This is a genomic window from Lysinibacillus sp. NPDC047702 (assembly GCF_050272555.1).
GTDB lineage: Bacteria > Bacillota > Bacilli > Bacillales_A > Planococcaceae > Lysinibacillus.
Window position 1 is genome coordinate 179,894 of sequence record NZ_JBNNMG010000002.1, and the last position, 24,080, is coordinate 203,973.

At 35.9% G+C, this 24,080-nt stretch carries 26 protein-coding genes, 1 pseudogene and 2 CRISPR repeat arrays; of the genes and pseudogenes, 23 read left to right on the forward strand and 4 right to left on the reverse strand.

Annotation, left to right across the window (positions count from 1 at the left end):
• The first annotated feature begins 217 nt into the window (after positions 1-217).
• The 12 genes from ACQKIM_RS02085 to ACQKIM_RS02140 all read left to right on the forward strand — a co-directional run bounded on the left by ACQKIM_RS02085 (position 218) and on the right by ACQKIM_RS02140 (position 14,287).
• Positions 218-1,900: a methyl-accepting chemotaxis protein gene (locus ACQKIM_RS02085; protein ID WP_427538313.1), complete on the forward strand. Its 1,683-nt coding sequence runs from the start codon at positions 218-220 to the stop codon at positions 1,898-1,900.
• Between the two features lie 80 nt (positions 1,901-1,980).
• Positions 1,981-2,892 carry a hypothetical protein gene (locus ACQKIM_RS02090; protein WP_427538316.1) on the forward strand — a complete coding sequence of 304 codons (912 nt, stop codon included), beginning with the start codon at positions 1,981-1,983 and terminating at the stop codon, positions 2,890-2,892.
• Between the two features lie 340 nt (positions 2,893-3,232).
• A CRISPR array of direct repeats spans positions 3,233-5,008; the repeat unit is 33 nt; unit sequence GTCACTCTCTGTATTGAGAGTGTGGATTGAAAT.
• Between the two features lie 134 nt (positions 5,009-5,142).
• Positions 5,143-5,436: a transposase gene (locus ACQKIM_RS02095; protein WP_427538319.1), complete on the forward strand. Its 294-nt coding sequence runs from the start codon at positions 5,143-5,145 to the stop codon at positions 5,434-5,436.
• On the forward strand, positions 5,436-6,314 hold the full coding sequence (locus ACQKIM_RS02100; RefSeq protein WP_427538322.1) for an IS3 family transposase: 879 nt from the start codon (positions 5,436-5,438) through the stop codon (positions 6,312-6,314). The genes ACQKIM_RS02095 and ACQKIM_RS02100 overlap by 1 nt, the downstream gene beginning before the upstream one ends.
• A gap of 136 nt (positions 6,315-6,450) precedes the next feature.
• Positions 6,451-7,158: direct repeats of the CRISPR family, unit length 33 nt.
• Between the two features lie 325 nt (positions 7,159-7,483).
• Positions 7,484-9,139 (forward strand): right-handed parallel beta-helix repeat-containing protein, encoded by a 1,656-nt coding sequence (locus tag ACQKIM_RS02105; protein WP_427538325.1) that lies wholly within the window; start codon positions 7,484-7,486, stop codon positions 9,137-9,139.
• 554 nt (positions 9,140-9,693) lie between these two features.
• Positions 9,694-9,885: a hypothetical protein gene (locus ACQKIM_RS02110; RefSeq protein ID WP_283872256.1), complete on the forward strand. Its 192-nt coding sequence runs from the start codon at positions 9,694-9,696 to the stop codon at positions 9,883-9,885.
• Positions 9,886-10,105: 220 nt separating this feature from the next.
• Entirely contained in the window at positions 10,106-10,615 is a 510-nt protein-coding gene (locus ACQKIM_RS02115) for an RNA polymerase sigma factor (RefSeq protein ID WP_427538328.1), read from the forward strand.
• Complete coding sequence (locus ACQKIM_RS02120; RefSeq protein ID WP_427538331.1) at positions 10,599-11,588, forward strand: anti sigma factor C-terminal domain-containing protein; 990 nt, start codon at positions 10,599-10,601, stop codon at positions 11,586-11,588. The genes ACQKIM_RS02115 and ACQKIM_RS02120 overlap by 17 nt, the downstream gene beginning before the upstream one ends.
• 277 nt (positions 11,589-11,865) lie before the next feature.
• Entirely contained in the window at positions 11,866-12,441 is a 576-nt protein-coding gene (locus ACQKIM_RS02125; RefSeq protein WP_427538334.1) for a cysteine hydrolase family protein, read from the forward strand.
• A complete protein-coding gene (locus ACQKIM_RS02130; RefSeq protein ID WP_427538411.1) occupies positions 12,416-13,012 on the forward strand; it encodes a class I SAM-dependent methyltransferase in 597 nt (198 codons plus the stop codon). The genes ACQKIM_RS02125 and ACQKIM_RS02130 overlap by 26 nt, the downstream gene beginning before the upstream one ends.
• 26 nt (positions 13,013-13,038) lie before the next feature.
• Positions 13,039-13,614, forward strand: coding sequence for a DNA-3-methyladenine glycosylase I (locus tag ACQKIM_RS02135; protein ID WP_427538336.1), 576 nt, complete (start codon positions 13,039-13,041; stop codon positions 13,612-13,614).
• Positions 13,601-14,287: a DUF1963 domain-containing protein gene (locus tag ACQKIM_RS02140; protein WP_427538339.1), complete on the forward strand. Its 687-nt coding sequence runs from the start codon at positions 13,601-13,603 to the stop codon at positions 14,285-14,287. Before ACQKIM_RS02135 ends, ACQKIM_RS02140 begins: the two co-directional genes overlap by 14 nt.
• A gap of 140 nt (positions 14,288-14,427) precedes the next feature.
• Here the strand turns inward: ACQKIM_RS02140 and ACQKIM_RS02145 are convergent.
• Positions 14,428-14,677 (reverse strand): annotated as a pseudogene (locus ACQKIM_RS02145) (hypothetical protein).
• 38 nt (positions 14,678-14,715) lie between these two features.
• Here ACQKIM_RS02145 and ACQKIM_RS02150 point away from each other — a divergent pair.
• From ACQKIM_RS02150 to ACQKIM_RS02180, 7 genes are all read left to right on the forward strand, one after another.
• Entirely contained in the window at positions 14,716-14,916 is a 201-nt protein-coding gene (locus ACQKIM_RS02150) for a hypothetical protein (RefSeq protein WP_427538342.1), read from the forward strand.
• Between the two features lie 174 nt (positions 14,917-15,090).
• The gene (locus ACQKIM_RS02155) at positions 15,091-15,414 is read left to right on the forward strand and encodes a hypothetical protein (protein ID WP_427538345.1); all 324 of its coding nucleotides are present in this window, start codon (positions 15,091-15,093) and stop codon (positions 15,412-15,414) included.
• A gap of 126 nt (positions 15,415-15,540) precedes the next feature.
• Positions 15,541-15,957 carry a hypothetical protein gene (locus ACQKIM_RS02160; RefSeq protein ID WP_427538348.1) on the forward strand — a complete coding sequence of 139 codons (417 nt, stop codon included), beginning with the start codon at positions 15,541-15,543 and terminating at the stop codon, positions 15,955-15,957.
• Positions 15,958-16,050: 93 nt separating this feature from the next.
• Positions 16,051-16,671, forward strand: a complete 621-nt coding sequence (locus ACQKIM_RS02165; protein WP_427538351.1) for an NAD(P)-dependent oxidoreductase — start codon at positions 16,051-16,053, stop codon at positions 16,669-16,671.
• A gap of 317 nt (positions 16,672-16,988) precedes the next feature.
• Entirely contained in the window at positions 16,989-17,144 is a 156-nt protein-coding gene (locus ACQKIM_RS02170; protein WP_427538354.1) for a hypothetical protein, read from the forward strand.
• Positions 17,145-17,427: 283 nt separating this feature from the next.
• Positions 17,428-17,802, forward strand: coding sequence for a hypothetical protein (locus tag ACQKIM_RS02175; RefSeq protein WP_427538357.1), 375 nt, complete (start codon positions 17,428-17,430; stop codon positions 17,800-17,802).
• A complete protein-coding gene (locus ACQKIM_RS02180; protein ID WP_427538360.1) occupies positions 17,789-18,427 on the forward strand; it encodes an O-methyltransferase in 639 nt (212 codons plus the stop codon). Before ACQKIM_RS02175 ends, ACQKIM_RS02180 begins: the two co-directional genes overlap by 14 nt.
• A 291-nt stretch (positions 18,428-18,718) precedes the next feature.
• Here ACQKIM_RS02180 and ACQKIM_RS02185 read toward each other — a convergent pair whose 3' ends face one another.
• Both ACQKIM_RS02185 and csaA read right to left on the reverse strand, forming a co-directional pair.
• The gene (locus ACQKIM_RS02185) at positions 18,719-18,880 is read right to left on the reverse strand and encodes a hypothetical protein (protein WP_427538363.1); all 162 of its coding nucleotides are present in this window, start codon (positions 18,878-18,880) and stop codon (positions 18,719-18,721) included.
• A 96-nt stretch (positions 18,881-18,976) separates the two neighbouring features.
• Positions 18,977-19,309 carry a chaperone CsaA gene (gene csaA / locus ACQKIM_RS02190; protein ID WP_427538366.1) on the reverse strand — a complete coding sequence of 111 codons (333 nt, stop codon included), beginning with the start codon at positions 19,307-19,309 and terminating at the stop codon, positions 18,977-18,979.
• Positions 19,310-19,566: 257 nt separating this feature from the next.
• Between csaA and ACQKIM_RS02195 the strand changes: the two genes are divergently transcribed.
• Both ACQKIM_RS02195 and ACQKIM_RS02200 read left to right on the forward strand, forming a co-directional pair.
• Positions 19,567-20,304 carry a polysaccharide deacetylase family protein gene (locus tag ACQKIM_RS02195; RefSeq protein ID WP_427538369.1) on the forward strand — a complete coding sequence of 246 codons (738 nt, stop codon included), beginning with the start codon at positions 19,567-19,569 and terminating at the stop codon, positions 20,302-20,304.
• 1,066 nt (positions 20,305-21,370) lie between these two features.
• Positions 21,371-21,679 carry a hypothetical protein gene (locus ACQKIM_RS02200; RefSeq protein WP_427538372.1) on the forward strand — a complete coding sequence of 103 codons (309 nt, stop codon included), beginning with the start codon at positions 21,371-21,373 and terminating at the stop codon, positions 21,677-21,679.
• Between the two features lie 174 nt (positions 21,680-21,853).
• Here ACQKIM_RS02200 and ACQKIM_RS02205 read toward each other — a convergent pair whose 3' ends face one another.
• Positions 21,854-22,375, reverse strand: a complete 522-nt coding sequence (locus ACQKIM_RS02205; RefSeq protein WP_427538375.1) for a hypothetical protein — start codon at positions 22,373-22,375, stop codon at positions 21,854-21,856.
• A gap of 136 nt (positions 22,376-22,511) precedes the next feature.
• Here ACQKIM_RS02205 and ACQKIM_RS02210 point away from each other — a divergent pair, with 136 nt between their 5' ends.
• Positions 22,512-22,802, forward strand: coding sequence for a DUF5316 domain-containing protein (locus ACQKIM_RS02210; RefSeq protein WP_427538378.1), 291 nt, complete (start codon positions 22,512-22,514; stop codon positions 22,800-22,802).
• A 501-nt stretch (positions 22,803-23,303) separates the two neighbouring features.
• Positions 23,304-24,080, forward strand: a 777-nt coding sequence (locus ACQKIM_RS02215) for an IS110 family transposase (protein WP_427538381.1), incomplete at its 3' end; no start/stop codon positions are given.

Here is a 24,080-nt window from a genome sequence, read left to right on the forward strand (position 1 = left end):
TGTTCTTTTTAGTTCAAAAATCCCGGTTATAAAAATTCATTAGTGCATTTGGATTTGTAAAATAAAATCGAAATATGCTGAAAATTACTTAAAAATTGCTGAGTTATTTCTTTAAATATAGAAAAAATTATTAAATTACCCTTGTTTAATTTAATAATGATAGATTACTAATAGTAATAAAGAAGGTCCTCATTCAAAAAATAAGGAGAATTTATACATGAAATTTAAGTCAATTAGTAAAAGAATTGTTTTTTCCTTTAGCATTGTAGTAGCAATTGTGATTTTGTACATAGGATACAATTTTTATTCAGTTAATCAGAGCAATAGTGCAACGGAGCAAATTATTGAAGAGGAATTACAACTTTTAATTACAGACTATGAACTCGCTTCAACGATTAGCCTAAGAATAGCAGCTGCGAGAGGCTATGTGCTTTCGGGTGATGAAAAATATAGGCATATTTTTGATGATAATGTTGAACGTGCATTAAAAAATGAAAAAATTCGTTTAGCTCTATCAGAATCAGTAGAATTTAACAAGTTTGCGACAATGGCCAAGGAATGGAGTAGCTATGTTGAAAAAGATGTCTTTGATGTTTATGATCAGGGCAATATTGAAACGGCGACTAAAAATTTAGCTACTATGGATACAAAGGCTACCGAAATAAGAGAAGGCTATGAAGGCTTAGCAGAAAATCGTAAGCAATCCATAACGACTGTAGGCAAAGACATTATTACTGCCGGAGATAATAAGCAGATTACCAGTATTATCGTTGGAATCATCCTTGTTGTTGTGTCAATTGGAATTGCCTTTATTAGTGCACGTGTCATTTCAAGACCTATTATTACAGTGACGAATCGTATGCAACGTATTACAGACGGCGATTTAAGTGAGCCTGCACTGATAGTGAAATCAAGTGATGAGGTAGGGCATCTAACAGAAGCGACCAATACAATGTCGGATATTTTGAATCGTTTTTTAGCACATATTCAACGAGTATCGAACGATGTAGCTGCTCATAGTGAAGAGCTTATGCAATCAGCAACAGAGGTCAAGACAGGTACAGAACAAATTGTCGATACCGTCACTGAAATTGCAAGTGGCACAGAATTGCAGGCAAGTAATGCATCAGATGTAGCCACAAATATGATGGAATTTAATACGAAAATGACAGATGTCAATTATAGCAGCAAGTATGTTTATCAGTATTCACAGGATGTCATGGCATTAACGAAGGAAGGCAAGGATTTAATGAACACATCTACAGAGCAGATGGCCTCAATCCATTTTATCGTGAAAGATGCTGTTCAAAAGGTGGATGGGTTAAGTAAACAAACACAGAATATTTCTAAAATCGTTGCAGTCATACAGGAGATAGCTGCACAGACGAACTTATTAGCCCTTAATGCAGCTATTGAAGCGGCACGAGCAGGTGAGCATGGGAAAGGGTTTGCAGTCGTTGCTGATGAGGTACGTAAGCTTGCTGAACAAGTAGCCGTTTCGGTTGACGATATTACAGAAATTGTTCAGAAGGTTCAATTAGATGCTAAGACAGTTACGGCTTCACTGGAGAATGGCTATGGCGAGGTTGAAAAAGGTACAACGCAAATAGCTTCAACGAATGAAACATTTAATCAAATTACTGAGGCGGTTTCCTCGATGTCAGACAACATAGACAGCATGTCCACGAAGCTAGAGGAGGTAGTCCAAAATACGGCTAGCATTCATAAATCAGTGGATGAAATTGCTGCTGTATCGGAACAATCCGCTGCAGGTATACAAGAAACATCCGCCACAATCGAACAGGCAGCTAGCTCCATGGATGAAATTCAAAATAGTTCAGCTAATTTAGCGGAGATGGCAGAAAATTTAAATGAAATCATTCAAAAATTTAAATTATAAAATTAGTATTAAATCTATCGGAATTTCATACTTTCATCACAATTAGCTTGTATACTATTGCATTGGAAGGTGGAATCATTTTGAGAAAATATTTACTATTAATACTAATGAGCACATTGTTTATGGCACCAGTAGCCTACGCCCATACTATGGATAAAAGTACGCTCTATGCGGATGTATCAGAAACTGCTCCAACGATACAGGAAATCATGGTGCTTCATAGCATTGGATTACTGGGCTATAATGGCAAAGATATGAATCTAAATCCAACAGGAAATTTATCACGTAAAGATTTTGCTGGCTGGGTAGGCGGTTTCTTTGGACTTGAAGGCGCTACTGTTGATGAGCTAGCACAAGCAGCCAAAAATGAGGACTACGTGTCTTCGTTGGAGGGTGACATTACGTATAAAGAAATAAATACAGCCTTATTTCATCATAAACTAGAGCTGGAAAAACCAGATGCAACTTTAACGAAAGAAGAGTATATTTCTTTTTTAACAGATCATCTTGATGTTGATATGGGTGGACACTCATTAATTCAAATGGGAGGCTTTTCTGAAGGACCAACTGGAACAATTGAAGATGTCGTGACAGGCGATGAGACAGGAGTAGTCATCAAAGGCACAACCTATATGCTTTCAGGGCATCCACGTATTTTCGCAGATTCAACAGACGCAAAAAGCTGGGTAGGCCAAACAGTAGAAAAATCGATTTTAACTACAGGTGGTAGTCATCAACATGGGCATGATCAAGGCGACAACCATCATGAAGGACAGTCTGCCAACACACCTACCCTTCAGTACATCCAAATTAGTTCGCCAGCACAAGCTACGAGTAAGACACAAGTACAATCGGAAAACGCTACACCTATTGACCAGCAGCAATCTACAAATGAGTCAAACGAAACTTCATCAAACAATATATGGATCGCAGCTATTCTTGTTCTAGTAGCTGTCATAATGGGCTTTTTATTTGTGAAACGGAAAAAATAATAATCGGACTAAACCAGCAACACCGAAATAATCGGTTATTGCTGGTTTTATTTTTTCAACAGATGTACTGGAATGTAAAATATATTAGAGATATGTAAATTTTGGATATATAATACTAATTAAATATAAAATACTAACTAAATTAAATTTAACGTATGATATTTTGTTATAGTATGGAGAGGTGCGAATAGCAAGTAAACATATTTATATAGAGAGATTCGCACCGAAATTTAATGGATTATATATGTTTTATTTTTAAAATCACAATTCTTATTACCTATAATAAATTTAATTAAATTAAGTAAATGATATGTTTGTTAATATTACATTAAATTTTGCTGTCACTCTCTGTATTGAGAGTGTGGATTGAAATATTTATGTTAGAGATGATGAAGAATAACAATGATTGTCACTCTCTGTATTGAGAGTGTGGATTGAAATTTTGATGAAAATGACGAGGTATATGAGGCATTAGGTCACTCTCTGTATTGAGAGTGTGGATTGAAATTGCCACATTGGCGTTATCAGGGTATGCCTTTTTGTCACTCTCTGTATTGAGAGTGTGGATTGAAATTCCTAATTTATGGGTTTGGAGTGAACCACAATCGTCACTCTCTGTATTGAGAGTGTGGATTGAAATGAGTATGGATACTACGTTCCATATTTTGCAGTAACGTCACTCTCTGTATTGAGAGTGTGGATTGAAATAAGTTAGTTGGGGTGATTCGAGTGATTAACCGAGGTCACTCTCTGTATTGAGAGTGTGGATTGAAATTTATTGGGTAGGTCTACAGATGATTGCCGAACTAGTCACTCTCTGTATTGAGAGTGTGGATTGAAATATCATTAAAATCACCTGATAGGATAGCAGTTGAGTCACTCTCTGTATTGAGAGTGTGGATTGAAATAGTAGCAATGACGTTATGGGTGGTGACGCTTTTGGTCACTCTCTGTATTGAGAGTGTGGATTGAAATGATGAACCACCAGGTGGTCACTATTTTTGGTACGTCACTCTCTGTATTGAGAGTGTGGATTGAAATATCACAGCAAGCCACAATGTCACTCGCAATAGAGTCACTCTCTGTATTGAGAGTGTGGATTGAAATATTGGCGATTGTTTGATTTAGTAAGCAACAAGCACCGTCACTCTCTGTATTGAGAGTGTGGATTGAAATGGTGAAATCGACACATACCTAAAATCTGTGGAAGGGTCACTCTCTGTATTGAGAGTGTGGATTGAAATTTTTTAACCTCATCACGTGTCATATTGTGTTCCGTCACTCTCTGTATTGAGAGTGTGGATTGAAATTACTTTACCATTACTTACAGATTGCTTTAAATCGTCACTCTCTGTATTGAGAGTGTGGATTGAAATAGTACGTGACCAATTTGAAGCCAATCTATTTAAAGTCACTCTCTGTATTGAGAGTGTGGATTGAAATAGTAGCCTTGTCTTTTTCAATTTTTGCAATCTCGTCACTCTCTGTATTGAGAGTGTGGATTGAAATCGATGTTTGGTAATTTAGATGGTGCTGCACTTAACGTCACTCTCTGTATTGAGAGTGTGGATTGAAATACTACTTAGAAGCGGTAGGGGGATGAACAGGGTGGAGTCACTCTCTGTATTGAGAGTGTGGATTGAAATAATGAATTTGGGCGCAGTATCACATACGAAAGCGTCACTCTCTGTATTGAGAGTGTGGATTGAAATGTAGGTGGTTTGAGGGGCGAGGTTCTTTCTTTTTGTCACTCTCTGTATTGAGAGTGTGGATTGAAATCGGTTGCAGGATTAGTACCAGTTTCAATTACATAGTCACTCTCTGTATTGAGAGTGTGGATTGAAATAGCAGACCCATCTTTATTGACAATCATTGTTGTACGTCACTCTCTACATGGAGAGTGTGGATTGAAATACATTCGTGGTGATGAATTTTATGATGACGTGCTTGTCACTCTCTACATGGAGAGTGTGGATTGAAATATGACATCTTTATTTTTTGCTTATGCTGCTCTTGTCACTCTCTACATGGAGAGTGTGGATTGAAATAAAGAATGAACGCGATGGTCATAAATGGGTGTACGTCACTCTCTACATGGAGAGTGTTGATTGAAATATCATAATCCAGAAGCGCGCAAACTTGGTTTTCGTCACTCTCTACATGGAGAGTGTTGAGGTTAGTATAAAAAGTGGACACGGAAAACTGAGAGTAGCTATTATAGAAATAACTATTTTAAAGGACGTGTACCGAATGACTAAAAAAATAACGCAAGAATATCGTGATTATGTTGTGAAATTAGTAGTAGAAGAAAATCGAAAAGTAACAGATTTATCATATGAATTAGGGATTGGGGAATCTTCTATTCATCGCTGGGTAAAAAAGTATCGTGATGGAAAAAAGCAAGAAAATGGTGACGTGAAATATATAACCCCTTCGGAGCTAAAGAAGTTAGAAGCGATTTATGAAAAGAAACTTCGTGACTTAGAAGAGGAGAATGCCATTCTAAAAAAGGCGATGCACATCTTTGCCAAAAACCCGCAGTAGTGTTTGAATTTATTGAAGCGCATAAACGGGAGTTTTCGATTGTAAAGATGTGCCGTGTTCTAAAGGTATCGACGAGTGGCTATTATAAATGGTTGGCAAAACAGGCTGCACCGATAACTGAAAAAGAAGAATATAAAATGAAAGTCACACAAAAAATAAAACAATCGTTTCATGAAAGTTATGGTACGTATGGCAGCCCGCGTGTACATAAAGATTTGTTGGGATGGGGCTATCCTCTTTCACAAAAAACAGTGGCAAACATCATGCGGGTACTGGAACTATGCGCAACACGACCAAGAAGCTATGTGACGACAACAGATTCAAGTCATGACGCACTGGTGTATCCTAATATACTGAAACGCATGTTTTATGTGGAAGAACCAGATCAAGTATGGGTCGCTGATATTACCTATATCCGAACGTTGGAGGGATGGGTGTATTTAGCGAGTATTATGGATCTGTATTCTCGTAAAATTGTAGCGTGGGAAATGGCCGATCATATGAAAGTAGATTTAGTGTTAATAGCTTTGAAAAAAGCGTTCTTAATACGCCGACCAAAAAAAGGACTCATTCATCATTCAGACCGAGGGGCGCAATACTGTTCAACGGAATATATCGGATTTTTAAAAAAGCATGGTTGCCAAATTAGCATGAGTAAAAAAGGTGATCCGTATGACAATGCCTGCATCGAATCGTTTCATGCGACCATAAAAAAAGAAATGATTTATCGTCAAAAATTCCAAACAAAGAAAGCAGCCTTCAAAGCGATAAACGGCTATATTTCAAATTTTTATAATGAACGTAGAAGACATTCGACCCTTGGCTATCGTTCACCGAACCAATTTGAACGCTTGACGTTACAGAAACACGCAAGTTAATCTCAAAACCGTTTCCATCGCCCACCAAACGCAGTGCGGTAGCTTTAAAGCTCTCACTTTTTTATGTCCACTTTCTTGACAGAAGACCATGTGGATTGAAATTGTTAAATCATAATAGTGTGCTGCTATGTGGTCCGTCACTCTCTACATGGAGAGTGTGGATTGAAATGTTTGTGGAATTGCCGCGATTGTGTCGCGTAATGTGTCACTCTCTACATGGAGAGTGTGGATTGAAATGAAAATACGTGATGGAGAATGAATATCCAATGCTTGTCACTCTCTACATGGAGAGTGTGGATTGAAATTTGCCAACGTTTGATACGGTCTATTTCAGCATCTGTCACTCTCTACATGGAGAGTGTGGATTGAAATAAAGGATTGCACCGCCTCTTTATCATCGACTGTGTGTCACTCTCTACATGGAGAGTGTGGATTGAAATCTGTCCATGCTAACGTGCTAAAGAAAACGTAATCACGTCACTCTCTACATGGAGAGTGTGGATTGAAATACGAATTTGGTAAATGGCTAGAACAAGAAGGATTGGTCACTCTCTACATGGAGAGTGTGGATTGAAATGATTAATTAAATAAATCTTTAGGGGTGATATATGTCACTCTCTACATGGAGAGTGTGGATTGAAATATTTTAGTGATACACGTCCAAACCATGTAATCAGTCACTCTCTACATGGAGAGTGTGGATTGAAATCATGAACGTGTGTTAAAAGGAATTGATGCTTCGTGTCACTCTCTACATGGAGAGTGTGGATTGAAATAAAACTTTCGTTACTGGAGGAGTTAAATAATCAGCGTCACTCTCTACATGGAGAGTGTGGATTGAAATTTTTGCAAAACGGTAAATTGCTGTACGATAAATTGTCACTCTCTACATGAAGAGTATTAATTGAAATAACACCATCTTCTCCACCTTAAAATGTGTTCAAGAGTCCTCTATGCCTATAGAATTAACATTCGGGTTTTAACCACCATATAGCTTTAGTACGCTCAAAATTATTAGCAATCACCTACCTCATAAGAATTACTTCTAAATTATTTGTACAAAATTGAATAATAGGAAGTTCAATGGGTATATAAATATAATAAAACATGAGAACGATTTGGTCTGGCAAATAATAATCGTGGCTTGATTGCGGCAGAGGAGTGTGGAGATGGCGACGCTTGTTGTAAAGAGAAGTATTATGCATCGTTACCAGCGTATTGAAGATGCGATTCGAGATGCTGAACCAGGGGATTTTATTGAAATTCGAGATGGGATCTATGAGGAAAGCTTTGAAATTTCCAAAAGGCTGACCCTTTATGGAGTTGGAAATGTGACGATTAAAGGTGGTGTATTTATCCGCTATAATAGACATGCCAATATGCGTAATTTACGCTTTACACAAGGGCAGGGGATTTATGTTAAAGGAGATTTACAGCTGGAAAACTGTGTGATTGAACAGCAATTGGTGCAAACACAGGTGACTGTTAGCTTTGGTAGTCTAATGATGAAAAATGTCGATATCCTAGCTGGTCCAGTTAATCATTATGGTTTGCACATTGATAATGGCTCAAGCGTTATTCTTGTGGATACGACAATTCAGCACCATACAAAGGCTCAAATTATGGTGCAGAATAGTGAAATTTCATTAACCAATTGCATGCTTTTGGAAGGACAAACAAATGGTATTTTTGCGATTCGCAATGTAAAAATAGATATTGTGAATTGTGAAATTCATGGTCATCAGCAAACACAAATTGTTGCAGCTGCCAGTACTATGACGATGACAAATACACTTATTCATCAGGGGCAAGATTTAGGGATTCAGCTACTCGATCAATCGACATTAACGATGGATGGCTGTGAAATAAAGCGGCATCTGGATACAAATTTGGTTGTTCATAACAGTGAGGTCTGGCTTATGGATTCTATCTTTTCTGATGGACAGGGCCATGGTATTTATATCGCAGAACAATCTAACGCAAAACTGTTTGATTGCAAGGTCCATGAACATTATAAGTCACAGCTAATCATTGAAAACAGTAAGGCAGAGATTTGTAAATGCAGTGTGATGAAGGGACAGACAACCGGTGTCACAATTGTAAATGAAGCAAATGTATCTATGTCAGAATGTATGATCCAGGACCATCAGCAATTTCATTTTATCGTCGATGCTAGTTACCTAAAGCTCAATCAGTCTGTCCTTCAATATGGGAAAGCAGGTGGTATTTTTGGTAATGACCACGCAAAAATAATGCTTCATCATACGACCATTCTGGAGCTTGAGGGACATCATCTTTATATTAATAATGCTCGTTTATTTGCAGATAGGTGTACATTTGACGCTATTATCGGTCACGCAATCACATGTATCAAGGCTATTTTTGAGATTGCCAATAGTGCATTCAAAAACAACGGTAAGCAAAGCCCCTATGCACTCATTTGGTCAGATAAGTCGATGGGGCGTATTAAACATTGTTCGGTTGATGAAATGGAACGTACATTTTTAGCGTTGTCTAATCAATCAATGCTGGAGATGGAGAGTATTGATCTGACGACTGTGAAGATACCAGCTATCGTGCAAGAGAAGAGTCAATTATTTATTCAAGGTACAACTAGAGGAACTATGTGGAAGAGTGATGACACATCTAAAATCATTTCTATATCTGCAAATGTTAACGATAAAATGAAGCAAATGGTGAACCAAATCAATCAAGCAGAATCAATAAATTTGCACAGTCTCAATGAAAAGCTGCAAATACCGATTGAGGTATTGCAACAAGTAACTTTAATACTTCAACAAAATAATATTAAAAAAACAATATAATAACCGAATAAATGAGTAGGATAAGTAGTTTCACTATTGTTGAAATTACTTTTTTTATGACATGAAACAAAGTGGTGAAAATACAGTGGCGAAATTGAAAATCTCTGCTTGATTTTGACTGGTAAAAAAGAGGGTAAAATTAAGTACCTTTACTGTTCTTTTTAAAAAATCGTCGACAGCTTTTTTAAATAGATGACTATTGAACGGGATAGATAAAATATAGAGGAATTAAAATTGTAAACGGTTTCTTAATTATCAAAATGACGCAGATTCACAAAATTCGACAAAAAGGTATATTATTTTTATAATTAGTAGTGTAAGAGAATTAATCGAGGAAAAGAATTATTCCAATTCCTAAAAGGAAAGTTATTTTTAAAAATAATAATATTTTTTGAAGAAAGTAATAATATTATTAAGAAAATGTAGAATTTGGATTGATTAATTTCCATGTTTTAGCCTATAATTAGTAAAAACGGTTCATTTAACATTGTGTTTGTAAAGATAATAATGATTTTGGAATAATAAATTTATGCGTAAATTAGGGGTGAAAGAGCATGTTTGGGCTTTCGAAAGAAGAAATTATGTTAATGCTAGAGAAGGCAGAGTTAGAAGAGAATCAAAAAAGTGCAATTGCTGAAATTCTACAGCTTAACAATATGCGAATTGAGCAACAACTGGCATTTATTATTCATCTAGTCATAGATGAGCGTGAACGAAATATTTCAAACAATACATATCTAAATTAAAAAATGTCGAAGGAACGAGAAATTTGACTTCGGCTTGATTTATTGATTGAAATCAACATATTTGAATTTAATAGTCTTTCAATTTAACAATCACAAGTGTTTTTAACTAGCACTTGTGATTTTTTTCTTTTAATCCCAATTAACTGTATACATTTTAGGGGTTGAATGGTTATATAGATGAGTTAACTACGAAATGGATATCCAAAAAAGTTGGTGAAGTATGAATAAAGAGTGGGAGCGTCTATTGCTTGCGCATGCAGAAGTCGTTTTCAAATATTTGATAAAAATAGGGGCTACAAAAGAAGATGCAGAGGACGTTGTACAAGAGGCAATTATTAAAACGATTGAGTGTTTGTCTACAATTCGACATGATAATTTACGAGCTTGGCTATTCAAGGTTGCCCTTAATCGTTACTATACGTTGTATAACAAGCAAAAACGCGCAACATTAATCGGTGACAATGAAATCGAAAAATTAAAAATTGCATTGGATGATGCAGAACAACATTATTTACAAAAAGAGCAAAATGCAAAGATTAATGAAGCCTTGCAGGGGCTACAGCCAGCATTTCAGCAATTACTTTTAATGAAATACGATATGGAATTGTCCTATAAAGAAATCGCTGCGATTCTAGTGGTGAGTGAGTCGCATGTAAAAACTTATTTACAGCGAGCACGTAAAGCATTTAAAAAACAGTGGGAGATGTTAGAAGATGGACAATCTTTTTGATACAGAACAGATGAAAAAAACAATGAAAAAAGCCCAACGTTGCGCAACATGGAAAACGATTATCATCACGTTTGTCGTAATGGTTGTGACATTGTTTGGTGGGAAAATAGCTAATGACGCAATTACTAGATTTTTACAAAGTCACGCTCAAAATTCCTTTTACACCTTGCATCAAGTGAAAGGTGCAAATGAATTTATTGGATCAATCAGGAATTACCCTGGCATTTTAGGCGGTGAAATGCATTATAAAACAATTAAATACATTGAAGGAAAGGTTGTTCTCACTGGAGATGACGCATTGGGCTACGGTTTTTTACGAAACGAGGTGTTATATGAAGGAGCTAAATCTCATCTAACATTTGGAATGAGAAACAGTGAACAAGATTTAAATTCTCTACGTTATAATGAATTTGGACAGCGTGAAATGTTGTTTTTCTATCCATTTATAAATTATCAAAAGACGCAAAATGATTTAGAGTTGTTACCCGAAATTAATGATCAAAAAGTAATGGAAGTTGCTTTATCTTTTGATAAAGGTTATTCAATGCGGGAAGCACTTGCGAAACTGCCGAAAGATGTGAGTACTACTTGGCTATGGGTTAAAGATGTGAATGAAGCAGACGATCATACTGGCAAAATTGAACAAAATGGAAAGGTTATAGATAGTTACAATGTGTTTCGTTCAGAACAAGATGTATATGGTTTCTCCCTTTTAAACGCGAACGGTGATGTAGCAGAGAACCCAGCAAAGCTATTTGTCCAAGCTATATCAAGTGGGGCAAGGCAATCATCAAGTTTAAAAGATGAATATAAACGATTGGAAAAAGAAATTGGTGGTGTTGATGGGCTGTCTGTGAATGACCTTGTTATCTATGGGGCAGTTGTCACTGGTAATAAGAAGACATTAACGAATCTGAAGAATCTTGATTTTATAAAAGCCTCCTCAATTGGAGTAATCACAGATAAATATTAACCTCAAAATAAGGTCATTTCATTATAGGTGACCTTATTTTTTTATAAAGCAAAATAATGCAATTACCCTTTGTAAAGCCTTGATACCGCTGCATTTTCCAATACAATTAGCAGTTTCGTACCTCTATTGAATAGTTCGACCAATATAATATCACTATTTATACACCAGCTATTGTAAATCATAGCCTGCCGTGATATTGAAATGGTAAATAATGAAACTAATTATTTTTTTAAAACGTAAAGATAGTAAGCGTTATAAAACGTAAGGGGGATAGAACTTGAAAAAAGCCTTGCTGATACTAGATATTCAAAACGATTACATAAGTGATCAAGCCAGACTGCCTATAGCAAAGCAGCAAATGCAGTCTACCATAAGTTGCATTAATGTTCTCATCCAAAAGGCGCGAGAGCAAGGAATTCCAATTGTCTATATTAGAAATGAATTTGAACAAACACAAATCTCGAACCTTTTCCGAAAATTCACTGCTTTGAAAGGAACGAAAGGGGCTGAATTTGATGAAAGATTAGTCATGGTGGATGGTGCATATTTTTCAAAAAATAAAGCGGATGCGTTTAGTAATCCAGATTTAGCAACTTACCTCTCCCAACAAAAAATTAATGAATTAATCGTAACGGGTGTGTTTGTTGAAGGCTGTGTCAATGCAACGGTTAACGGAGCATTAGCAAGGAACTTTAAGGTAATTGTTGTAGATGATGCAGTGGGGGGAGCCACGGATAAAAGCAAAGCGGCTGCATTATTGAAGTTAGCGAAAAAAGATGTCTTAATCTGCACGTCACAACGGATTTTAGGGAGAGAGGAAGTTGAAATTGACACTTTTACAACGCTTGATTGAACAAGCTAAGAAGCCAAATGGATTTGTAGGGTCAGTAATGTTACGCATTATGAATCTTGCACATAGTGGTATGAATACATGGTTGATTAAGCATGGTGATGTATATGATGGTGATACGATCTTAGATATTGGGTGTGGAGGTGGAAAAACACTTCAAACTTTATCGAAGATTAATCCAAGTGGTAAAATCTACGGTATAGATTTTTCTGAGCAGGCTATCAAGGACTCCATAAAAACTAATAAAATGGATGTGACAAATGGTAAGGTCATTGTTAAGCAAGCAAGTGTTTCAAACATTCCATACACAGATCAGTTTTTTGATACGATTACAGCCTTCCAAACACATTATTTTTGGCCAGATTTAGCAAATGATGTGAAGGAAGTCTTTAGAGTATTAAAGCATGGTGGAAAATTTATTATTATGTCAGAGCTCTATAAAATTAATTATCATATGAAAGCCTATAAAACAAAATCAGAAATTGAACAGCTATTCGAATGTGTAGGGTTTCAAAGGATTCAAATTATTGAAAATGCGCGTAAAGGATGTCTTTGTATAATAGGCGTTAAATGATACATAGAAAAATGGGGGGACTATAAATGAAAAGATGTGAATGGGTAAAGCTAGAGGAGCCTCTATACGTAGAGTATCATGACAAGGAATGGGGTGTTCCTGTCTATGATGATCAGCATTTATTCGAGATGCTATGTCTAGAAGGGGCTCAGGCTGGACTTAGCTGGTGGACCATTCTTCAAAAAAGAAAGGGATATCGAGCTGCTTTTGACCAATTCAATGCTTCAAAAATCATTCTCTATACCGAGGACAAGCTAGAGGAGCTTCGTCAGGATACTCGTATCGTTCGTAATAAACTAAAAATTGCGAGTGTTGTTTCAAATGCACAAGCTTTTCTAAAAATACAGGAAAGATATGGCTCATTTTCTCATTATATTTGGGACTTTGTAAATCACCAGCCAATTGTAAATGAGTGGTCATCTATTGCTGAAGTACCTGTCACGACAGAGATTAGCGATAGAATGAGTAAGCAATTGAAAAAGGATGGCTTTAAATTTGTTGGTAGTACGATTTGTTACTCCTATATGCAGGCAATAGGGATGGTCAATGATCATGTAACAGATTGTTTTTGTCGCACAGGGGGGTCTGATGATGAACATTGATGATATTAAGGCACAGCTAGTGAGACAGGCAACAATCTTTGTAACAGGTGGTATTCGCCCTACCCATGCCCTTCTTGAAAGCTGGATTGGCTTTGTAGGATGGTCACTACCTGAGGAACAGAGACCTAAAGAGTTTCAGCCGCTTGCTACACTGTTTTTGAAGGAGCTACCTTTTGTACCAGAATCACTACAATCAATAGAGCTATTGACTGTATTTATCCACGAGGAAATATTTCATCATTTAATAGAGGCTGATCTTAGTCGATTTTTTGAAATTAGAGCCTATACATCATTAGAGGGTTTGATACAGCGAAATTGGCAGCATGACCATATTCGCGCATTTCCTCTTATGCCTAAGCTAATAGTAAATGATTATCCAGCATGGGATGGGGGAGGTATCCCTTGTGATGTGGAGGATGAAATTTTAAGGCTCGAAAACGATGAAGAGCTAGATTACTTTGATGATATTGTGGAGGAAATTTACGCTGTTCATAAAATAGGTGGCTATCCAGCATTTTGCCAAAGCGGTCATGATTATGGCGGGGACTATCCATTTGTCCTACAGATTGCCTCAGACGAAAAGGCATATTTTAATATTGTGGATGATGGGAATTTCTATTTCTTTTTTAACCCAATTTTAAATGAATGGCGTGTTCATTGTGATTTTTATTAAACATAATATCATCCCCTGCTTACAGCGTCCTTACCTGGCATAAATCCCACACTCTCTACATTAACTTGATAATTGAAAGTATGTATTCATGGCAGTTACGCATAAACAAAAAGCCTTCGCAATAGTCGAAGGTTTGTAAGTTACATTTGGCAGGGAGGGAAACCGTTAACGTCTTGAATCGTTTGAAAATCAAATTGCTTTAACGCAAATTGAGCTTGATATAAATATTCAAGTACCATTAGTTTCCCTCTGGATATGCCAAATAATAAACCTGATGTTCCTTCACCATTTACCAAAGAAATTCCAACAGAGCTGACCAATTAAATAGTGAATTTTAAGTTGGTCCCCTCCCTTTGCTTTATCAAATGTGTGGATAAATAGCAGGTGCATACGTTAGTTATTATAAAATTACTAAAGGAGGAAAGATGATGAGGCGTCATATGTTAGAAAATAATAAAACAAGGAAGGTGCTAAAATTGGAAAATAAAACAGTTGTGAAAAACGGAATTGGATTTGGCTCTGTTCTGGCTATTACAATTTCTTGGAGTGTCAATCATTCAATACTGTGGGCTATTATACACGGCTGTTTAAGCTGGTTGTATGTTGTCTACTATGCTTTCGTAAGGTAGAAAGCTAGCAACAGTGTATTCATTAGCATGTGGTAAGAGTTTAAAGGAAAATGGTGAAGGGTACAGTTTAAAGAGAAAAGATACATCGTTCATATCTTTTGAGCAGTTAGCATACATATTTAAGTGCTCTTTTTTCAGAATAATAGTATGCATCGCAGAAGAAAGGTTGATAGAATGACACATCAAGTAACCGCTGCAAGTAATATTGACTTCAGTGCTACAGGCGTTGAAGAAATTTTACAAAATGTAGCTTTAATCTTATCTACTTTCGTAATTTCTTGCCCATTTTCAAGAGAATTTGATTTTAGATCAAGTTCTTTTACACCTTTCCAGCTTGTCAAAAGACGTAATACGGCACGTCTTATTGAGAGCATCCAACGCTTTGAGCCACGCGCTATCGTAATAGATGTGGATTATTTAGGAGATACATCTATTGGAAAACTAGAACCTGTTGTCAAAGTAATTGTAAAAAACCGTTCAAGAAAGCTTTTTCGATAAAGAATCTGCCAGGCAGCTTTATGTGTAGCCTGGCAATTTATAGGTGATCATGACAGTTACTCTTAAAATCCTTTTGTAGTAAATAGATTGTTTTTTCAATAAAGATTATGACTAGGGTAATAATCGATGGAATGGAGAGAATTGATGAAAGGATTAATAAAAAGTATTTCAATTTTATTTTTCATCATTTTCATTAGTTTGGTACTGCTTGAAACTAAACAACCCTTATACGTACCTACCATTCAAACTCCTCCCACTACAGTTTATGCTGAAGAAATTGGTGACAAGTTACAAGCCTCCGATTTTACAAAAAAAACGATTGTCGCGCTTAGAGCAGCAGGCTATTCTCCAGATAGTACGATTGGTTATTTAATCGAATCCCCAACAAATCAAGTAATGACTATCCACCTACATAACATTGATGAAATTGATAAGAGTACAGAAAGCGAAATTCAATATATTGTAAATAGTATTGCAAAAAATAATAATCTTCATAACTTTATCGTTAATGTTCGACTGGTAGATATGAATATACAAAGATAGGGTGAAAAAGCTTTAAAAATGAATTATATATCCTTATTGTGTAAAAAATAGTGAAATAATTGTATGTTATAATCGATTGAAGAGGTGAGTATTGTGAGAATTTTAGTGTTTGGGGCAACAGGCCGTGTAGGCAGTCATGTAGTTTCACTTGCGTTACGAGATAATCACCATGTGACAGCTGTAGTTCGCACGCCAAATAAGCTAAATTTATGTCATGAAAATTTACATATTATTAAAGGGGATGTCACTGACAAACACATAATCGAAGAGGCTATGATAGATATAGATATTGTCATCAGTGCCTTAAGTACAGATGGGACGACCACACTAACGAAAAGTATACCTGTAATTCTTGACGTTATGAAAAAAGAAAATGTTAAACGAATTATAACAGTTGGAACTGCTGGAATTTTACAGAGTCGTCTGCATCCAAATTTATTACGCTACCAGTCAAGTGAATCAAGACGAACAACTACGTTCTCCGCTCAGGAGCATCATCAGGTCTTTGAAATATTGAAACAATCAGAGTTGGATTGGACAATTGTTTGCCCTACCTATTTACCTGATGGAGCGTATACTGGTCACTATCGGATCGAACAAAGCTTTTTACCTGAGGGTGGGACAGAGATATCTGTAGCAGATACGGCAGAATTTACTTACCAACAAATCCAAAATACTGATTATTTTAAAGCTCGTGTTGGAATTGCGTACTAATATTTCACAAGAATGGGTGTTACTATAATGTTTTTTATTCATGGAAGGTTTTTTGCCAAGTATATTTGAAGCATAAAAGGATTTTAGCTGTGCCTTCAAACGGAGCGGTCATTTTCTAGGGTAGTATAATAAAGATTAGCTGATGCCCTATAGTTTAGAAAATTTATTCCCAATTAAACTTCCTATAATTCAATATGATACTCTCCTATAACTGTTGTTTTATGGCTATAAAAAGAGTAAAATGGAGCGTATATTTTCCTTTTTATAGAAGGTGAATTATACTTTATGTCGAATATATCTTTTAAGAGGTGATTGTTATGGAGAAAGATATTTCAATTGCAATCAAATATCCTATGCATAAAAAATTATATGAAACTGGAGAAACGACACAATTATATGTAATAAACATAACAAAGGAACATGTTGATAGGTTAATTGAGGAAATAGATAAGACATTAAAGGCGTCTAAATGACGTCTTTTTATTTTGGAATTCGAACATAAAGGGTCACCTTCAAAGATAGAAAGTGACCGTCTGAAAGGAGTGCCTTTGTAAGGTTAAAGCGCTGGTATACTACTATAAATATGATGTAAAAAAACTCTTAGCTCAGCCATTTGCCTTAGATATAAAAATTATTAAAAATGTTCGATCCAAATATTGAGTAGTAAAGATAATTGACAATATGTATACATATGTATACAATTGAGTTGTGATTTAACGTATACATATGTATACAACGGAAAGGGAGATTGTTAATATGAGAAGTGAGATATATAAGGAATTTAGAAAAGAAGGGCATCATCGCGGGGAGCGTCATAGAGGTAGGGATGGTTCTTCACACCGAGGTCCTAAAACATTCCGTCGTGGAAGAGCTATTGCATTTTTAGAAATGATGAATTTAAAGCGTGCGACGATTAAGCAACAATTAGAACAACCAGAGTTTCAATCCATTGAGCCTATTTTAATAGGAGAGTTAAAGGCTATTGATATGGTTATTAATGAATTTATCCAATTATTTGATATTCATGAAAGTGAAACAGAGGAAAATTCTGATACTAATGAAGAAAAGGAAAATTCTTCGTTAAAACCAGCTGCTGATATGGAAGGGAATAGCCTGAATGAAAATAGTTAATCAATACATTGATACTGTCTTTAATAGGAAAGATCCTATTTTAGAGGAGGTCATTTCATCTATTACAGAACATGGAATGCCGGCTATTTCTGTTTCACCTTCATCTGGAAAGCTTTTAACGATACTTGTTTCCATGACTAAAGCTAAAAGTATTCTTGAAATAGGAGCGCTTGGCGGATATAGTGGGATTTGTTTAGCTAGAGGTCTTGATTGTGAGGGTACATTAATGTCTTTAGAGTTAGAGGAAAAATACGCTCAGTTAGCTTATAATAATGTATCAAAAGCAGGGTTTGGTGAACAAGTGAGCTATATGACAGGACCTGCTTTACAAAGCTTAAAAAAGTTAGTTCAAGATAAACAAAGATTTGATTTTTTCTTTATTGATGCGGATAAAGAAAATTATAAGAATTACTTACATTATTGTGTGCAGCTTGCAAATGATGATGCGATTATTGTTACTGATAATGTCCTTGCTTCTGGCAGCGTGGCTGATTCGAATGTGGCACCTAAACGCTATACAGTATTAATGCAAGAATTCAATGTCACAGTAGCAAACCATCCTCAGCTAGAGTCGGTTATTATGCCAATCGGTGATGGCATGGCAATTTCAAAAGTGAAGAAATAGGCTCTGTGTACATGATGCAATTCAAAAGCACTGACAAACGATTATGTATGGTTTGTTGGTGTTTTTGAATCGAAGTCTAAAGTAATGATAATTGAGAGCCCATCCAGCAAAGCCAGTACTGATTCTTACAATCAATAAGACAAGATCATAAGTTCCTACTTGAAAATCCTTTCTCAAAACAAAGCCCATACAAACTCCTTCTTTCTAATATCCATATTATTGTGGTAGAGGCTATGCATATAAAAAGACTGTTAGCAAACTCCTCCAGTTTAGCTGCAGTCTTCTATCAATTTAAATATTTTTATTTAATTTATCTGAAATACTTTTAAGGATTGCAGTCTGCTCCTGCTGTATTTTAATAAATTTTATTAAAAACCAAATGATAAAAATAGCAGGAATAAGATAAAAAATAAAAATGCCTACAAGAGGTAATAGTGCAAAAATTAGTTCCATAACGAGCTCCTTTTTACATAAATTATAGCTCATTATGGTGAAAAATGATGATAATTTTTGGTGTTTTTCACTAATTCTTGCTAAGGGAGATTGTTTTTAGCTTATTTTAGTTCCATTAGGGACAAGTTGATCGGGAACTAGGAGAATGACATCTCCTTCTGTAGGAACGCCACCGATTACTAAAACTTCAGATTTAAAGCCTGCCACCCGACGAGGAGGGAAATTGACAATAGCTACAACTTGCTTCCCTATAATCTCTTCAGGTGTATAGCGTTTAGTAATTTGTGCAGATGATTGCTTAATTCCTAAAGTCTCCCCAAAATCAATGTTCATTTTAATTGCAGGAACCCTAGCTTTTGGAAGTTCTTCTGCTTGGATAACAGTACCGATTCGAATATCAAGATTAACAAAGTCCTCTATAGTTGCCATTACAGTACTCCTTTTGTGAAATAATATGAATTGCTAAAAGTAATAAAAAGTAAATACCTAGAGATTTTTCTTTCAAGACGTTTTACCTTTATTTGCAAAAACTACTCCTAACTACCACTATACCATTTAACAGCACACTATGCAGAATTGTTTTTAATAATTGTCATTTTAGGCATTTAATAAAACAAAAATCAAAGCATTTTTTAGTTTGAATCTCAAATAATAAGGGATAGAAAGTATTTGCAGGAGGTGAAAACTTGAGGAAAAGTTATCTTTTACTATCATTATGTATTTTAGCACTATTCGTATTCGTGATAAATGATAAATCTTTTGCAGACAAAGGAAGAAGGTATTACGAAGAAGCAGGACAAATTTTGTGGGAAATAAAAACGGATGAAAAAGTAATTGCCCTAACCTTTGATGATGGTCCTCATAAAAAGTATACACCTGAAATATTAGATCTATTATCAAAATACGATGCAAAGGCCACTTTTTTTATTGTGGGAGAAAATGCAGAAAAATATCCGGAGCTTGCTTTACGTATACACGATGAAAATCATGAGCTTGCCATTCATACGTATACACATCCCTTTAAAACAAATGTTTCTAATTTAATAAAAGAAATCAAGCAAACGCATGCAACTATTTATGGGATTACAGGATACTCCCCTGTTTTATTTAGACCAGTTGAAGGACAATACACGGATGCTATGATCGACGCAATCAACAAAGAAGGCTATAAAGTGGTGATGTGGTCATGGCATTTGGATACTTTTGATTGGAAAAGTCCAGGAGAAAAAAAGATAATCAATACTGTATTAAAAGGGGCAAAGCCGGGAAGTGTTGTGTTATTTCATGATGGTGGAGGAAATCGAGATCAAACTGTAAGAGCTTTAAAAAAAGTTTTACCAGAGCTTGAACAGCAGGGATATAAATTTGTCACGATTTCAGAGCTTCTTGAGATACAAAGGTTAAATACAAAAGAAGGGAAATAATCAGCGCTCATGGTGCGTCCTCAATAAAACAGGGTCACTCATTTAAAAGTGACCCTGTTTACTGTAGTAGTTAAGGTTGACTAGTTAATGCTTGTATGGAGTATTTTTTGTGACATTGATGAAGGTACTAAAATTCTCCTATTCATATTCGTAGCTAAATATGAATGGTTAACAAATAAAAGTTGCAAATGTTAGACTGTAGCCATTGTTATTGCCTCCACAATTATATCGTTCCAGCTGCCTACATTTCCACATTGCCAGTAACCGATAATTTACCTCTCCTTTCTACAATCTATAATATGTTAAGCAATTGATAGGAGGGGAGTTATTCATCTACGATATAAAATAAAAAAGGGGTCACTCGAACCAAAGTGACCCTAAACCACTAAACTAGGAGGTGCAAAGCTAAATTAGCTTTACACTACTATTACTATGATTTGATAACTATATTTGTATAGTGAAGTGTCTATGAAATAGATTTAAAAATTATATAAAGAATAAAGGGCTTTTAAAGTTACATACTAACAGTTACTCGGGTCAGTGGAAACTGCTCAGGCAAACCAAGAACTCGGCTTAGCAGCTAGAAATTACTCAGCTGGTCAGAAAATTTGCTCGGGTCCCTCTTGAAATTGCTCGGCTCGTCAGAAAACCGCTCGGGTCCCCCTAGAAATTGCTCGGCTCGTCAGAAAACCGCTCGGGTCCCCCTAGAAATTGCTCGGCTTGGCAGGAAAACCGCTCAGGTCCCCCCGGAAATTGCTCGGCTTGGCAGGAAAACTGCTCGGGTCCCCCTAGAAATTGCTCGACTCGACAGAAAATTTGCTCAGGTAAACCCAGAAGTTGCTCGGTTGTCAGAAAAACTGCTCGGGTCTCCCCAGAAAATGCTCCAATTCCAACCGCTCGACTCCACAGAAAAATCATTCAGGTAAGATACAATTAAAAATTAAAAAGGGGTCACATCTAACTAGATGTGGCTTTTTATAATGCATTTAATAATTAGAAGGTTAAAAGAATGCTGAAAATCAAAAAGGGTTTTAAGGACCATGACAGTGTTAAGTGAGGTGGTAATATGCAATTTACAGATGGTACATGGACATTCGATACCGAGGTAATCGATGTAGTTGCAAAGAATCAGCAACGAGATGAGCAGGAGCGTGAAATGCTGAATGCACTTGCTCGCTACGCTTACATTCGATACAAGCAAATAAGAGATCATGTTAATCCACGGAAGTGTAAATATATGAGAATCGATCAAGTGAAGGAACAATTAAAATCAACTGCAAAACGACAAAGAATTTCTAATCTATTAAATATTACCGAAGAAGAAGTGTATTACATCGTAGATTTTGTTAAAAAGTACTTAAAATATGTTAAATAAGGATCCTACAGTCCTTTACTACAATCTTTGGAAACTTACACAAAATCCAATCAAAACAAAACTTAAAAAGCAGGATTCCCCTTTTAAAAAGAGATTCCTGCTTTTTAGTGTGATGGAAAGAGAGTTAAAGGGAAGGTAATTATGCCGTCTCTTTAACGAGAAGAAGATAACCTTTTAAATAAAAAAGCCTGATCTAATGTCGCCAATCCTTGAGACCAACGCACCCATATTTGTACTCAAATTCATAGGAGTTTGTTGTTGATAGGATGCCATTGCTTTTGTTTTTGCCGCAGTATTGTTCCCAATTTTTGAGGTAGCACTTTCACTTGCTACAGAAGGATTACTAAGAGCAGCCAATAAAAGATTAGAAGTGGATTGGGTGTTGCTATTCGTTAGTCCTAAACTGTTAAAAATCTGTTGTTGAATGCTCGATACACTGCTGCTACCCAATGTATTAGGATTAAGACCATTAAGATAATTATTGAGACCATTTGAATTTTTTAGTTCATTGATGATGGATTGTTTTTGTATGTCAGAAATGGTATTAATGCCATTGCCTAAAAGAGCTTCCGTTAATACTTCCTTGAAGGCAATTTTTTGTTCTGCAGATAAATTTAATTTTTTGTTATCAGAAACATCTTGTAATAGTTTTTGAGTAATCAATAAATTTTCACTAGATAATGAGCTTATCGTCAAAGATATTCACCTCACTTTATGTAAATATATACTATCTTCTTCATTGTCTATTATCGTCTTTTCGATGAAATTTTCCAGTAGATCGTTGAAACAAAATATGGGAGGCAACCGTATAATAGGTAATGGGGGTGTTTAGATGAAATATTTCTTCATTGGCACAATTTTATCCATCATAGGTGTTTCTATATCAATGCTTTTATGGGGTATGGAGAGAGCTTATTTCATTTCAGGAATCATTGGCTGCATCTTAATTGTAGTAGCTATGATTATGTCAGGTTCAATGGTGAGTGGAGATCGTATGCGCGCAAACTTTGCTACTGAAACAAGGGAGCATAGGGATGAGCGTAATAAATTTAAGGCTAATTCGTTTCTAATGGCTGATCCTAATATATTGATTACTATTATATTATACTATTTTGTGAAATAAATTAGTTTAACCTGATGCATGACCATCTAAAAAACCTTCTGAAATTGGTTTATCCATTTCAGAAGGTGGAATGATTTCAAATAATTTCAGTGAATATCTACAGAAATTGGTTTATCGAAATATACGTATTTTAATTCTGTTTGACCATAAAAAACGAAAAGCCTGTTGATCACCAGCCAAGACCTTTTGGATAAGCTGCTCATTCATGAAATACACTCCTTTATCTTAAAAACGCATAGTATTAAAAAAAATCTCAAGTAATAGAAAATATTTTTTGAAGGCTATGCAGATAATAGGGTTAATCTGTCACTTGTCCCTGCTATCCTTCAAAGGCTATCATTTCTCTTCACTTCATTCTATATATTATTATTATCTTTAGGATAAGGGAGCATTCCTGTTAGAAACGTTTTCGGGGACTTGAAATAAAAAAAGCCCTCTTGTATGATGCTTGAGTATCAACAGACAATTGACTCGCACATCTACAGAGAGGACTCTATAACAATGAATTTTAATACGAATGAAAAAATTAATCAAGTTTCTGAAAATACGCTTGTCATCGGTATTGACATCGCGAAGTATAAACATTTTGCATGTGCCATCGATGATCGTGGTCGTGTGCTTCAAAAATCATTTCCGATTGCTCAATCACACATGGGATTTGAAGCTTTTTATGAACGATTACTTGCGTTAAAGGCGATACATGATAAACAGGAAATCCTTGTTGGTTTCGAGCCAACAGGTCACTACTGGATGAACTTAGCTGCGTTTTTAACAAACTACGGCATTCCTTTTGTGATGGTGAATCCGATGCACGTCAATCGCTCGAAGGAACTCGATGATAACCTGCAAACGAAAAATGACCAAAAGGATGCACTAGTGATTGCTCGTCTAATGCGCGATGGACGCTTCAGCTATCCACGTATTTTAGCGGGTGTAGAAGCAGAACTTCGCAACGGCGCGACATTGCGTACCAAAATACAAGAAGACTTAAATGCGCTTCAAAATCGGATCATTCGTTGGCTCGATCGCTTTTTTCCTGAATTTACTCAAGTATTTAAAAGCTTTGGGAAGATGGCCTATGCGGTGCTTGAAAAAACACCTCTACCATCGGATATCAATGGAAAAACACCGGAAGAACTGCTCTTCCTTTATCGCCAAGTAGAGGGAATGAAAAGTCCCCAACTACCAAAGGCAAAGCAATTGGTCGAGGTAGCAGAAAGCTCCATTGGAGTGACAGAAGGTCTTGTGATGGCACGTTTTGAAATTGCCACACTCCTC